We start from the raw sequence: 12,907 nt of genomic DNA, 5'->3' as shown, positions 1-12,907 counted from the left end.
ACCTTCTCTATGGGAATCTTTTCGAGATTGAAAACTCTCATATCATCTAACGTGAATGATATGATTAATAAAGCAGAAAATCCTGAAAAAATGCTGAATCAGCTCATCATTGATATGAATGAGCAGTTAATTGAATCCAAAAAGGCCGTTGCTATGGCTATTGCGGATGAAAAAAAACTTGAACGGGAAACCTTAAATCAGCAAGCCCAGGCTCAGGAATGGGAACGAAAGGCGATGCTTGCGGTCCGGGCTGGACAGGATGATCTGGCAAAAGAAGCCCTTTTGCGCAAACAGGAATATGAAAATAATTACGTTGAATATAAAAAACAGTGGGAAGCCCAGAAAGCATCGGTCGAAAAGCTAAAGGAATCCCTTAAGGAACTGCAAAATAAGATTGAAGAAGCTCAGCGAAAGAAAAATCTGCTCATTGCCCGGGCTAAACGGGCTGAGGCTCAGCAAAAAATACAAAATACCATCTCTAATGTTACCGGTAATAAGAGTGCCTTTGAAGCCTTTGACCGTATGGCTCAGAAGGTCGACCAGCTCGAAGCCGAAGCAGATGCGGCCAAAGAGCTGGAGGATTTTTCCAAAGACACAAACCTGGAAAAACGATTTGCAGCTCTGGAGAAATCCGATGCGTCCGCAGATCTTATGTTGATGGAACTAAAGGAAAAAATGAAGGCCCTGCCGGATAATTCATCAAACTAAAAATTCGGGTAAGGAATGCATCAGAGGGGATTGCTGTATGTTGTTGGAGCCAGCATGTCAGACCAAAACTGGCTGCAATCTAGACAGTTTCCTTTTTCCGTACAATGCACTATTAATATTCCCGAGACATATCATATACCTAGTATCGCCCTTATCTCTACCAATAGAGCGGAAACATTCAAGTTCAATCTTGTAAACCACATCCCTTTTCTCTGTTATGGTGAAGCATCCACTATAGGTCATGCCTTTCTTTTTGGAGCAAAAGACTTTATCCGGTACCCCTTTGACGAAGATGAGCTCAAAGCTCGCATTTCTCGGTTGTTGTTTGTTAATCGAGAAATCGAGTTTCCAGAATATGCTGTTTCTCTACATGGAAATACCTTATATGGTCCTGCTGGGGCCATCGAACTCAATGATGATGAAGTTTGCATCTTAAAGATTCTTGAGGTGTCTGAAAATCACCGAATCCATAAGCGGATTATTAAAGAGCACATTCATCCTGAATTACAACCAAATTCCCGCAGTATCGATATGATGATTTCAAGGCTCCGACACAAACTAAAGGTCATTTCAGATCAGAATAAACCTTTGCAGATTAAAACAATATATGGTTTTGGATACCAGATTGATTAAAGAGGGACTTCTCCCTTTCTGTATAAAATGTGGAAATTCTGTGGATAATTTGTGGTTTGCATAGGAGTATACAAATTTGCTGTCTATTAATGTAGACATTACTTTTTTATCAAAAAGCTAAATTGAAGATTTTAAAACACTATTTCTTTATATATATTATATATATATGATTTTTCTTTAGTTTTTATATATCAACAAAAATATCCAATTTCTTTACATGTTGCGAAACTCAAAAAGGGGTAATAACTATTTAATTGTGGATAACCTGTGAATATATTGAGAGCTTTTGGGTATAACATGTTATAATTTTTTACCTTGCATAGGCCGATATTGCATGTTAGGCTGTTAGTATTGTGAAAGGGATACCCCGGTTGATACTATTAGTTATAGCCCTCTTTGTGGGACTATTGCTCTGGCTTTTTAGCTTGGAATATCTTTATACACTATTATATCATGGGATCCATTTCCCAGTGGGACCTCTCAAAATGCAAGAACTACTTCGAGCCCATTTTTGGACAAACCTTGTGCTAACCCTCTATGGGACCCTTATTATTGGCATACACTACGCTGTACGAAAAAAGGTCCTTACCATTTTTAGAGTCCCCCTATTACTTATTTTGTTATCAGGACTGAGCGTCGCTTCGGTCTACCTTTTTGAACGAATTATTCCGCTAGTACCACCAGAGCACACAAGTTCAAGTACTATTACATTAAAGATGGGCACTATTCTCATTTCCCCACAACAAAAAGAAGTTTTACTCACCACTCCAAAGGAGCCGGTTCTTATAAAAGCCCTTTTACCGAAAGGAAACGGGTTAATTTCAAGTATTATTAAAGATGGGAAAGACCTTGGATATCATGCAGCATCATTTTGGACTCAAGGCTACATTTCTTTTGCACTTTTTGTAGTATTACTTCTGTATTTCGTAAGCTCCCTTGGACCAGTTCTTTCAATCAGTGGATGGCCCCTAGCCAATCTTCTATTGGGTTTTTTACTGGCCCGATTTTCTCTCTGGATTCAAAATTTCTTATTCTTAGAACCGGTAGTCCAGATTATTACTACTTTTATCAATCCTATTCTTCAAGAACCATTTCATCGTTATACAGCACTCTTTCCTCTCGTTGTATTGGGAACATTCATTCATATTTTTGCATTGCTTCTTTATCTAAGTAAGGACAGGAAACAGGCCCATGGATAAAACAAAGCCTATTCCGATTATACCAATTCTGGCGGCGTACTCGCTGATCGCCCTCATAATATTGGTGGGAAAACAGTTATTCTCTTCACCAGAACCAACACCACTCCCGATTTTTAATGTTTCCTGGCCTCTAGTGGGAGCACTTATTGAATTCATTACCCTCTTTCCTATCATACTTTTCTCTGCGTTAGCATTGGTCTTCGTGTTTTCTATTTTTGAGGAACAAAATCAGGGCCGATTCTCCCCACAATTTTTCAGCACCATGGCAAAACCGCTTATTGCCACTATCGGAGCTTCCGCGGTTTATGGGATTCTCCTGCTCCTCTTTCAGCCAATACTGTTCGATTTCCGGTATCGAATGTATACCCAGGCACAGATCTTTAATGATGCAAAGGCAAAAGCCACCGAAGAAATTCAGCGGGAGGATTGGAAAGAAGCGGCCATTCACCTGGCTATCTGTGAACGAATCTGGAAACAAAGCAAGGAAACCCAGGAATTACGGGATAAACTCGCGGTAGCCCAGGAAAAGGAGCGGGGAAAACTAATCGATCTAGAACATCAGAGCCCTGAAAAAGGCTATATGGAAACACCAGAGGGTCTCATTCCGCTCCTTCCAGGACAACAGAGTCCCGTAACAATCAGAGAAGCGCTTAATCTTGCTAAGAACAATCTAAACCACAACAACGCCTTTGATGCACATTGGTATGCAAGCATGGCAAAAAAAATGGCAAAACCAGGAAGCCCTGAAGCTACGGAAGCAACAAGACTAGCAGCTCAGGCATGGAATACCATCGCCGAACAAAAACCTACACCTCAAAAAGAAAAGGAATATCGTGTTTATAAGGATAAATTAGAAGGGTATAATGCAATCCAGGTTGGTGACTACATACAGGCCTACTACATTTTTAACACTCTTGCTCAAGAGGTTCCGTCAGACCCAGATGTCAAGAAATATAAAGAAACAGCCCTCTCTGGCACAAAAAAGGTAGCATTCTTCCAGGATGAAGCGATTAAAACAGTTGGAGAAACCCTTTCCTATGGTTTGTTTTCTATACCCATCCATAACAACCAGGAAGGTAATCTTGGAATTGGAATTTTGAAGGCAGATACGCTCACCATACTTTCTGATGTATCCTATGGAACAAAGGTTACGTTCCAGATTTTCAATACTGCAGGGGATCTGCAACAATCGGTACAATCAGATTATGCAAAGTTTAGTCCATTTGCAAAAAATAAAACCCTTATGTTGCTTAAAGCAATTGATAAAAATAATAAAAATCTAGTTTGGGAGCCCCGATGGTCTGTGACTACAGGTAAGAAAGAAACCTTCCTCGTTCTGTCTATATCCTATGAAGATTTCTTACTTGCAAGTCATGCACAAACTAACAGCAAAAACCTTTCAATTCTAGAACTTTTCAATGCACAAAAGAAACTGCCAACCTATGGTTTTATTCCTCATATTTTTCAGCTTGAATTACTAAACCGTATTATGGATCCCTTTTTATGTTTGGTGCTCAGTATAGCCACCCTTGCCCTAAGCTGGCGGTTACGACCTCTTAAAAAACCAGGATTAATTGTATTTCCTATGATACTTCTCCTGCCTATCGTTTTTTTCCTGATTCTGGAAGGGAGTAGGATTATCGGTACGATTATCAATACCTCCTTACTATTACATTTCAACATGATCCTTACTATTATTATCTGTATTTTGAATGAACTGATACTTTTATTTTTTGCAATTTTCTTTCTTGCAGGTCAACGGAGCTAATGAGTTTCAAAAAACTGTGGAATTGGATCAATCTCTGGATACGAATCCATTTCCTAGTAATTTTTGGATTTATAATTGGCCTCATAGGGGGGATCTTTACCGCTTTCATTGGACTGCTTATCGGAATCCTACTGGAACCTATCCTACAGCAATTTCTTTTGGAGCGGTCAATTACAAGCTACCTTATCCAGGCGGATCCCCGTTTTAAGAAAGAACTGAAACCTGGCATTACTGCCTTTTGTGCTCTCGCAGTGTACTGCATCATACCGGAGCCAACACAGGGGACGGAATTGTCTCAAAAGGCGATAGTAGAAAAGGCTCTGAATCTGTTTCATGGGACCCTCAGTGACTGGCCCCATATCGAAATGCTCTGCCGACTTGCACGGGATAATCAGGACCTGCTGAATGTAGACCTTCTGGCAGAAAGCCTAAAGGCTCGATTGAAAGAGGATGTAAATCCGGAACAAGCCCTGTTTACACTTCAGGAATTAGTTACCAAATACTCATCAGGGAAGTGGGAACGCCTTCATAGAATTACTCAGGTAATCGCTCCGGAAACAGAAAAGATTAACAAAGACTCACCCTGGTATATTCTCGGAGTTGCACCGGGGGCTTCGGTTAAGGAAATAAAAAAGAGCTTCAGACGGCTTGCCCTGCAGTACCATCCAGATCGCTTATCCTTGCTTTCAGAAGCAGAGCAACAAGCCGCCGAGGAACAATTTATTACAATCCGACAAGCCTATAAAAAAGTCCTGTCAGAAAATAGGGAACCCTCATTCAAACACAATCTATAACACTGGGGAGAGCCTATTAAAATGCTGAGCATTTTTAGTAAAACTTTTAACACTCGTTAATCCGCTTGATATTCGCACCCAGAGTAGCAAGGCGATCCACCAGGTGTTCATATCCCCGTTCAATCTGGTACACATTACGGATAAGGCTCTTTCCCTCTGCTGCAAGGGCTGCAATGACCATAGCCATGCCAGCCCGCACATCCGGAGAAGTAAGCTCCGATCCCGTAAGTCGGGCAGGACCGGTGACAACAGCCCGATGGGGATCACAAAGTACAATCCGGGCTCCCATCCCAATTAACTTATCCACAAAAAACATACGGGACTCGAACATCTTTTCATGGATAAGCACAGTGCCTTCCACCTGGGTCGCGACGACAGTAATGATACTGGTTAAATCCGGCGGAAAGCCTGGCCATGGAGCATCATCGATTTTCGGTATCATACCGCCCAAATCGGTATTCACCTTAAGGGATTGCTGTTTAGAAATATGGATTGTAGTTCCATCAACCTCCCACTGAATCCCGAGTTTGCCAAAGGCTATCTTTGCAGGCCGTAAATCCTCAGGACGGGTATTGGTGATGGTAAGTTCGCTCCTGGTGGCTGCAGCAAGGCCTATAAAGGAACCAACTTCCATAAAGTCAGCACCGATGGCAAATTCGGTGCCTGAAAGCCGCTCGACCCCATCGATGGTGAGCACATTGGAACCAATCCCTGATATGCGAGCACCCATGGATACCAGCATCTTACAGAGATCCTGCACATGGGGTTCACTGGCCGCATTGGTGAGAAGGGTGCGGCCCTTCGCGAGCACCGCAGCCATGATTGCGTTTTCGGTGGCGGTTACCGAGGCTTCATCCAGGAAGATGTCGGCCCCTTGCAGACGAGATGCTGTAAATACAAAGGAACCGTTTATCTCTACCTGGGCGCCCAGTTCGGTAAGGGCCAGGAAGTGGGTATCGAGCCGGCGACGGCCGATAACATCACCGCCGGGAGGTGGCAGAACCACCCGGCCGTTACGGGCAAGCATGGGGCCGGCAAAGAGAATGGAAGCCCGGATCTTTTTTGCCTGGGCTACAGGAATTTCATCGCTCACTATATTCGTCACAGTGAGCCGGTATGCATTGTGCCCGATGGGCTCCACGGTTCCACCAAGAGCTTTGTAGACTTCCAGCATGACCTGGACATCTTCGATAGCGGGTATATTTTTTAAAACGACCGGTTGATCGGTTAAGAGGGCTGCAGCAATACAGGGAAGGGCTGCATTTTTATTTCCACTGGCGGTTATGGTTCCTGAAAGGGGCTTTCCGCCTTCTATAAGGTATTCGTGCATAAAAGTACCATATCCTGCAATGCTAAACTGGTCAACTGTTTAACATATCACCCAATGAATTAATGCATGGTATAAAACCGATGGAAAAGCATTTTGTTATCGTTAACTTGAATTACTACAAGCGTTGCACTATTTTATTTTCTATGAAATTACCGACTACTAAGAACAAAAGTATCGACAAGAGTCTCTTTTTTTTTAGTCTATTGCTTCTCATTACCCCGATAATTTATGGTCAGAACTTTAAACCTTTTACAAAGCTCTTTGTTCTGAAGACAACCCATTTTGATATTATTTACTCTGAACAATCTCGTCCTACTGCCATGAGGCTTGCAAGCTTTGCCGATGAAGTGTACTCAGAGGTATCTAGTCTTTTGGGAATTACCGTACCAGATCGGATCCCTGTGACCATTACTCCCGATACGGACGAGTTTAATGGATATATGGCAGCTGTACCGTATCCACACATAGTCCTCTTTGATACACCTATGGACATAGAGTGGACCACCTTTCAGGATCCCCTCCGATCTCTCTTTCTTCACGAACTCACCCATGCTATTTCCTTAAGTAGTCGTGGAGGCTTTTTGAAAGGGCTTCATAACATCTTTGGATCCTGGGCTACTCCAACTTTGTTGACAGCGCCTATGTATATGATCGAGGGGGTTACGGTTAGTTTTGAGAGTCTCGATGGGTATGGCAGAGCGAACGATCCCCTTATACAACAGCGGATTCGACAGGCCGTCCTGGAAAAACGCCCCCTTTCACCCTTTCAGGCTAGTGGCGTTTACGATCTCCCACCATTGGATAGAGCTTACTATGAGTATGGAGGCCTTTTTTCTGCCTGGCTTCAGAAAACCTATGGAATGGATACCTATGGAGAACTCTGGAGGGCTATGGGGGCGCGGATTCCCCTCTCTCTGTTCTATTATAACTATGGTTTTGCTCGGATTTTTAAGGACACCTATCACACTCCACTGAAAGATGCATGGCAGAATTTTTTAAAAACCTATCAAAGTGATACGGTTCAACCCCTTGAACCATCGGATATCCTCGTGCAGGGATTACAAATAAGGTGCCTTACAGCAGCTGATAATGGGGTTTACGGTATCGATAGTAAAGAACAAATTCTATTTAAACTTGATATTCCTCAGCTAGGTCAAAAGGCCAAAGTACAACGGATTCGTTCAGTGCCTGACTCTGTGTATGAGATTACCCTCAATACGAATCAGGACCATTTACTTCTTTCCTATTATCGGTATTCAGGGGCACGTGCAACGGCAGTGGTAGGGGAGTATACCACGGCGGGAAAGGCAACAGGGAGAGAATGGACCGGTCTGTACAATGCAAGTTACTTCCGCGATGGGGTCGTCGGTATCGCCGCTCATCTTCATACCACCGACCTTGTGTATATAGACCGTGCAGGGCAGCGGCATCGCCTGGCTTCCGGTACTGAGCAGATACTCTTCTCAAAGCCTGTTCCCATTGATGATAACCGGATTGCCCTTATTGTTAGTAGTAAGGGCATACGGAAGCTTGCGATTTTTAACATTGATGAACAAGCCTTTTACAGTGTCCAGACAGATCTTTCAGATGATGTTGACCGTTGGCGCTATATTCGAAATCTTTCCAATAAGGGAAGCACCCTTTTCTTTGCTTTTAATCATGATTACCGCTTTTATAAACTAGGAAGCCTTAATCTTGATGCTGAGAATACTGAAAAGGCTCTATTTTTCTCTAATGTCGATCGTTTTGGGGGTGTCCTATTACCGGTGCAAACCGGTGAAAGCATCCTGTATTGTTCAGATGGAAGCACCTGGGATACCCTTGCCCGTTACCCAATGTCAGATGAAGGTACATATACAAGGTTCCGGCTTGTTCCATTGGATTTTGGAACTGAAGAAATCAATCAACCAGTCTCGCTTTCATCATCTCAACCTAAGCAAAAAGAAGCAGCGTATAATCCGGTGCGGTACTTAAATCCCCTTAAATTTTGGCTCCCGGTACCACTCATCAACAATGTGGATAACCATATTCGTATTGATGGTATGGGCATTATCACCTTTTTCATGGACCCAACAGACACTAATATAATTTTTATTAATGCTGGTGGTGATCTTGTAGGAAAACTCGGTTACTTTGATATTGCCTGGACATCGCTGAACCTGGGGTTCCCAGTTGTAAGTTCCTTTTCTGATAAAATTGAAGGGATAGACTCAGACAAAGGATACCTTATGTATCGGGCAACCAGAGCTAGTATTGAAAGTCCTCTCACCATTTCCCTGGGAGACGGAATATTTAATCTGCATCTAATACCATCAATTGCCATGCTCCTTGCAGCTTATAACCCAGAAAATGAGAGTAGCGCCTATCAATGGACCTATGAACACCCTCTTTGGACATATGGAATAAGCCTAGGCATTTCTAACCTCTATCGCAAACCTTGGCAATTATTTGGGAATGGTCTTGGCTTGGATCTTTATGTCCGCGCAACCAATGAACCAAACTCAGGTAGACTCGATACAACTCTGAGGGAATGCAAAGAAACGATATTTGCCTGGTTTGGTCTACGGGGTTCTCTTTATGCAGCATGGGATAAACAAGGACTATCGTTGGATGGTAAAAATCCTTCTTTTGAAAATATTCCCTTTGCTGATGTGGCTGCTACGGAATATGCTTCACAAGCTCCTGGAAACTTGCCCTGGGTTACAGGCGGAGAACTTGAGGTAAAACTGTTTTCCTTTGAAACTCAGTCCAATATTTCCCATCTTTACCTGAACCGCCTTTTCGCAACTGCGGCCTACCGATGGGTGCTCTATGAGACTGTTGCTGAAAGCAACCTGCAGACGGCAGGATATGAATTATCGAACAATATCTATGGGCATCATTCCATGCTACTAAAGATCGGGACTGTAGTATCAGCGACACCAATAACTATGGCGCCCTTGCGGTACTCACCCTATTTCTGGGCCGCGGTTAAACTGTCGAACCTACAGGACCAGGAACCTAATAATGATTTTCAGTTAGGTTTTGCCCTTTCCCTGGAATGGTAAGCAGGGCACCCATCGTGGGCTCCTGTTTTAATCTGTCTTTAATCTGTCTCCTGTTGCACCGTTACCACAGTGCGGTCATGCCAGGTTGCCAAATAGACCCCGGAAATGACCGCAAGGGCGCCCCACCACTGTAAAGACACAAGGCGTTCACCAAGGACAAAAAAGCCCGCCACCACTGTAACCACCGGTATCAGGTTGATGAACACCGAGGAGGTGCCGACACCAAGATACTGGAGGGCATAGACATAAAACCAGTACCCCAGGGCAGAACAGAAGATACCTAGATATGCCACATGGACCAGGACGCTCCAGGAAAGCTCTGTCCAGAGGGGCTTTTCAAACACTGCAAAGGGGATAAAGCCGAGGAAGCCAAAAACAGACTGCCAGAACACAATGTAGATCCGGGACCGTTTAGCCGAAAGCCCCTGGGTGAGAAGGGCATAGCCAACCCAGCTGAGGGCTGCACCAAGCATAAAGAGATACCCCATTGGATCAGAAGCTGTCCGGAGAGGTCCCGCAGAGGGAAGAGAAGGTAAAACGACCAGGTATACGCCGACTATAGACAAAGCCGCCCCAGCCCAGCGGTGCAGACGCAGGGGCTTTCTGGGGGGCAGGAACCGTTCCATCAACATAGAAAGAACAGGAATAGCTGCAATGATGATAGATGCTTCAGAAGCGCTGACCCGGGCAACCCCATTATTTTCAAAGAAAAAATAGGCGGTTACGCCGATTAAACCAGCACCTGCCAGATAAGGGATGTCTTCCCGGTGAAGCCTTTCATCCGGAGCAAGGCGGCCCTTGATAAAAAAGAGCAGGATGGTTCCGAGAAAAAACCGAAAGGCCCCTAAAGTCATGGGTGGTAAAACTACCACGGCAATTTTAATGGAAATAAAAGAAAGGCCCCAAAAAACAACAGCCCCGAGTATGGCAAGCAATGCGATGGTTCTTGTCTGCATGGTATACCTTGCTAAGAAATTAAGTTATGTATACTGTACTTGTACCATAAGCATCATGTGAAGGTCTATGAGGAGGAATGTATATGAAAACCTGTCCCTGCGGTTCAGGAAAATCCTACAGCGATTGCTGTGAAGTCTATATTTCCGGAAAAAAATCCGCCCCGACCGCGGAAGCCCTGATGAGAAGCCGCTACACCGCCTATGTGGAACATGCCATCAATTATATTGTGGATACCTGTGTTCCCGAAGGCCGGGATGATATTGATATGGAGCAAACCCGCAGTTGGAGCGAAAAATCCCAATGGCTCGGCTTAAAGATTGTTTCCACCGAAAAGGGAGGCCCGGCCGACACCGAAGGGGTGGTTGAGTTCGAGGCGGCCTACGCCCTGGATGGACTTAAGGATGTGCACCATGAGCGGGCTTACTTTAAAAAAATAGACGGTACCTGGCTTTATGAAAAGGGTGAAATTGTACCCACCACCATCGTCCGGGCCGCCCCCAAGGTGGGCCGCAACGATCCCTGCCCCTGCGGCAGCGGCAAGAAATATAAACACTGCTGCGGCCGCAGCGCCTGAGCCCAAACCGCTCCCTGGTATAGCGGCACAGACGGCCTGCGGGCGCCTTCGTGAACGGGGCAGTGGTTTAAGCCGCCTTTGCGAGCGGGACCGGCCTTATCAGGTCTACCGGGGCAGTGGCTTAAACCGCCCCTATTGGCGCTGCGGCCGCAGCGGTCCTAACTTCGGCGTTCGCGGCCCCTGGATTTACCGGCTTGCTTGACTCGGCGATTTTCCGCAGCTGCATGGTCGCCACTTTGGGGTTGGTGATAGTTGAGGGGCCGGCTACACAGCCACCCATACAGGCCATCACCTCCAGGAGGTTCCCCGTATTTTTACCTTCAGACCAGCTTTTCAGCACCTTAAAGCTTTCCTTGGTTAGCCCGTCGATAGCCTCCGGCTTAAAGGGTATATGCGAGGGCAGGTAGGCCTGTACTGCAGAGCTGACTCCGCCGGACCAGGCAAAACTGCGGCCCCCGGCAAGGGCTTCCTGCGCAAGGGGCTTTTCTTCCATTTCAGCTACATCAATGCCCATGGCTACAAAGAGGGCTCCAATTTCTTCGACCGAAAGCACATAATCGACCAGGGAGTCATCGATCCCTTCCTTACGCTTTGCAAGACAGGGGCCGATAAAGACCCGCAGGTGGTCCGGCTTTTCTTTGGTGGCGATTTCTGCAGTATAGTGCATTGGTGTCCTGGTATCGGAAACCCGAGGTTTAAGAGCAGGCAGGTGTTTCCGGACTGCCTCCACATAGGCGGGACAACAGCTTGTAGTCATAAAGGGTTCACCCCGTTCCATCCGTTCAGCAAACTCATGGGCTTCCTTTTCTGCGGTAATATCCGCCCCCAGGGCTACCTCATAGACTGCGTCGAATCCTGCCTTTTCCAGAGCGGCAACCAGTTTGCCCAGGGATGCCTTGAACTGCCCTGCCACAGCCGGTGCGAAGAGGGCTGCCAGTTTTTTACCCCGCTTTTTGGCCGCAAGGACATCGATAATCTGGGATTTGTCCATCATGGCGCCGAAGGGGCACTCCCTCATACAATTGCCGCAGAAGATACATTTTTCATAATCAATCCGTTCTTTGCCATTTGCATCCTTTGAAATGGCCCCCACCGGACAGGCTTCTTCGCAGGGAACGGGGATTTTAATAATCGCATGGTAGGGACAAACCTGCTGACAAATGCCGCAGTTTACACACTTATCCTTATCGATGACCGCATGACCGTCCACTATGGTCACCGCCTTTTTGGGGCAGTTCATCATACAGGGCCGGGCAAGACAACCCTGACAGGCATTGGTCACCATGAACTGGGTCTTAACACAGGCATTGCAGGCTTCGTCGAGCACCGTAAGAATCGGGGCAGAAATGCGTTCCCGCGCCAAGGCTTCCCTGGCATAGACCGACAGGGGGGTACCGTCATCAACATACTGTTCTACTGAAAAGCCCAGACGGGCGAGCAAGCGGCTCTTAAGAATTTCCCGGTCGTGGTGCACACAGCAACGTATGGGCTGATAATCCGGGTCCCGGGTCATCTCATAGGGAATCTTATCGATACCTTCTTCGAGGCGGTCTTCGAGCATCAATTTGATGAGCGATATTAATAGCTCCCGTTTTACCAGGGCGGCATTGTTGTTATAGTGCATCATCGGTCTCCTAATTTTTCTCCAATCTTTCGCAGTATTTCAGGGATTGTTGCCTGGGGAATCAGTTCCCCATCGATCATGGCAAAGGGGGCTTTGCCGCTGGCCTTGTCCTTGCAAAACCCAAGGCAGGGTGAACCTTCCAATTCCACCCGGCCCTTCCATTTGGCGGGGATGTGGTCATCTAAAAGCAGTAGTTCAGAACCGCCCATGACGTAACAGGCCGTACCGGAACAGACAACGACTTTGACAATGGTTTCACTCATATATGGCTCC

Annotated in this window: 11 protein-coding genes; 7 read left to right on the top strand and 4 right to left on the bottom strand. The window is 45.7% G+C overall.

The window, feature by feature from the left end:
• Positions 1–9 precede the first annotated feature (9 nt).
• The 5 genes from SPICA_RS01155 (at position 10) to SPICA_RS14580 (ending at position 5,102) form a co-directional block, all read left to right on the top strand.
• A complete protein-coding gene (locus tag SPICA_RS01155) occupies positions 10–708 on the top strand; it encodes a PspA/IM30 family protein (RefSeq protein WP_013967711.1) in 699 nt (232 codons plus the stop codon).
• Between the two features lie 54 nt (positions 709–762).
• Positions 763–1,341, top strand: a complete 579-nt coding sequence (locus tag SPICA_RS01150; RefSeq protein WP_013967710.1) for a winged helix-turn-helix domain-containing protein — start codon at positions 763–765, stop codon at positions 1,339–1,341.
• A 353-nt stretch (positions 1,342–1,694) separates the two neighbouring features.
• On the top strand, positions 1,695–2,540 hold the full coding sequence (locus tag SPICA_RS01145) for a hypothetical protein (RefSeq protein ID WP_156789605.1): 846 nt from the start codon (positions 1,695–1,697) through the stop codon (positions 2,538–2,540).
• The gene (locus SPICA_RS01140; RefSeq protein WP_013967708.1) at positions 2,533–4,308 is read left to right on the top strand and encodes an LptF/LptG family permease; all 1,776 of its coding nucleotides are present in this window, start codon (positions 2,533–2,535) and stop codon (positions 4,306–4,308) included. Before SPICA_RS01145 ends, SPICA_RS01140 begins: the two co-directional genes overlap by 8 nt.
• Entirely contained in the window at positions 4,308–5,102 is a 795-nt protein-coding gene (locus tag SPICA_RS14580) for a J domain-containing protein (RefSeq protein ID WP_013967707.1), read from the top strand. The genes SPICA_RS01140 and SPICA_RS14580 overlap by 1 nt, the downstream gene beginning before the upstream one ends.
• 46 nt (positions 5,103–5,148) lie before the next feature.
• Here SPICA_RS14580 and murA read toward each other — a convergent pair whose 3' ends face one another.
• Positions 5,149–6,432, bottom strand: coding sequence for a UDP-N-acetylglucosamine 1-carboxyvinyltransferase (gene murA, locus SPICA_RS01130; protein WP_013967706.1), 1,284 nt, complete (start codon positions 6,430–6,432; stop codon positions 5,149–5,151).
• A gap of 143 nt (positions 6,433–6,575) precedes the next feature.
• Here murA and SPICA_RS01125 point away from each other — a divergent pair, with 143 nt between their 5' ends.
• Complete coding sequence (locus tag SPICA_RS01125) at positions 6,576–9,479, top strand: hypothetical protein (RefSeq protein WP_156789604.1); 2,904 nt, start codon at positions 6,576–6,578, stop codon at positions 9,477–9,479.
• A 38-nt stretch (positions 9,480–9,517) separates the two neighbouring features.
• Here the strand turns inward: SPICA_RS01125 and SPICA_RS01120 are convergent, their stop codons facing one another.
• The gene (locus SPICA_RS01120; protein ID WP_013967704.1) at positions 9,518–10,435 is read right to left on the bottom strand and encodes a DMT family transporter; all 918 of its coding nucleotides are present in this window, start codon (positions 10,433–10,435) and stop codon (positions 9,518–9,520) included.
• 83 nt (positions 10,436–10,518) lie between these two features.
• On the opposite strand from SPICA_RS01120, the gene SPICA_RS01115 reads away from it, so the two are divergent.
• A complete protein-coding gene (locus tag SPICA_RS01115) occupies positions 10,519–11,010 on the top strand; it encodes a YchJ family protein (RefSeq protein ID WP_013967703.1) in 492 nt (163 codons plus the stop codon).
• A gap of 121 nt (positions 11,011–11,131) precedes the next feature.
• Here SPICA_RS01115 and SPICA_RS01110 read toward each other — a convergent pair whose 3' ends face one another.
• Positions 11,132–12,637 carry a 4Fe-4S dicluster domain-containing protein gene (locus SPICA_RS01110; RefSeq protein WP_156789603.1) on the bottom strand — a complete coding sequence of 502 codons (1,506 nt, stop codon included), beginning with the start codon at positions 12,635–12,637 and terminating at the stop codon, positions 11,132–11,134.
• Positions 12,634–12,897, bottom strand: coding sequence for an NAD(P)H-dependent oxidoreductase subunit E (locus SPICA_RS01105; protein ID WP_013967701.1), 264 nt, complete (start codon positions 12,895–12,897; stop codon positions 12,634–12,636). Before SPICA_RS01105 ends, SPICA_RS01110 begins: the two co-directional genes overlap by 4 nt.
• Between the last annotated feature and the right edge of the window lie 10 nt (positions 12,898–12,907).

The organism is Gracilinema caldarium DSM 7334 (genome assembly GCF_000219725.1).
Lineage (GTDB): Bacteria > Spirochaetota > Spirochaetia > Treponematales > Breznakiellaceae > Gracilinema > Gracilinema caldarium.
Note: the sequence above shows the minus strand (reverse complement) of the source record. Positions and strands in the feature narration are given on the sequence as shown.

Excerpts from the sequence above, each read along its gene's own strand:
- SPICA_RS01155 (WP_013967711.1), top strand. The coding sequence starts at position 10 with ATGGGAATCTTTTCGAGATTGAAAACTCTCATATCATCTAACGTGAAT.
- SPICA_RS01150 (WP_013967710.1), top strand. The coding sequence starts at position 763 with ATGTCAGACCAAAACTGGCTGCAATCTAGACAGTTTCCTTTTTCCGTA.
- SPICA_RS01140 (WP_013967708.1), top strand. The coding sequence starts at position 2,533 with ATGGATAAAACAAAGCCTATTCCGATTATACCAATTCTGGCGGCGTAC.
- SPICA_RS14580 (WP_013967707.1), top strand. The coding sequence starts at position 4,308 with ATGAGTTTCAAAAAACTGTGGAATTGGATCAATCTCTGGATACGAATC.
- murA (WP_013967706.1), bottom strand. The coding sequence starts at position 6,432 with ATGCACGAATACCTTATAGAAGGCGGAAAGCCCCTTTCAGGAACCATA.
- SPICA_RS01125 (WP_156789604.1), top strand. The coding sequence starts at position 6,576 with ATGAAATTACCGACTACTAAGAACAAAAGTATCGACAAGAGTCTCTTT.
- SPICA_RS01120 (WP_013967704.1), bottom strand. The coding sequence starts at position 10,435 with ATGCAGACAAGAACCATCGCATTGCTTGCCATACTCGGGGCTGTTGTT.
- SPICA_RS01115 (WP_013967703.1), top strand. The coding sequence starts at position 10,519 with ATGAAAACCTGTCCCTGCGGTTCAGGAAAATCCTACAGCGATTGCTGT.
- SPICA_RS01110 (WP_156789603.1), bottom strand. The coding sequence starts at position 12,637 with ATGATGCACTATAACAACAATGCCGCCCTGGTAAAACGGGAGCTATTA.
- SPICA_RS01105 (WP_013967701.1), bottom strand. The coding sequence starts at position 12,897 with ATGAGTGAAACCATTGTCAAAGTCGTTGTCTGTTCCGGTACGGCCTGT.